Source organism: Micromonospora sp. ATLC20, from assembly GCF_057196585.1.
Genome location: NZ_JBXUOV010000432.1, coordinates 1 through 425 on the forward strand (window position 1 = coordinate 1; position 425 = coordinate 425).

A 425-nucleotide genomic window follows, 5' to 3' on the forward strand; every position below is an offset into this window, starting at 1 on the left:
CGAGGAGGGCGGCAACCGCGGCTACAAGACCGCCTACAAGGGCGGCTACTTCCCGGTGCCGCCGGTGGACCACTACGCCGACCTGCGCGACCGGATCGTGCGGCGCCTCGTCGACGGCGGCTTCACCGTCGAGCGGTCGCACCACGAGGTCGGCACCGCCGGCCAGTCGGAGATCAACTACAAGTTCTCCACCCTGCTGCACGCCGCCGACCAGCTCCAGCTGTTCAAGTACATCGTCAAGAACGAGACCTGGGCCGCCGGCAAGACCGCGACGTTCATGCCCAAGCCGCTGTTCGGTGACAACGGTTCCGGCATGCACACCCACCAGAGCCTCTGGCGTGGCGGCGAGCCGCTGTTCTACGACGAGACCGGCTACGCCGGCCTGTCCGACACCGCCCGCTGGTACATCGGCGGCCTGCTGCACC

The 425-nt window shown here is 68.5% G+C and carries 1 pseudogene; it reads left to right on the plus strand.

The annotated features are described in order from the left end of the window. Positions 1–425, plus strand: a pseudogene (locus AC2CHG_RS31775) (type I glutamate--ammonia ligase); the annotation flags it as partial.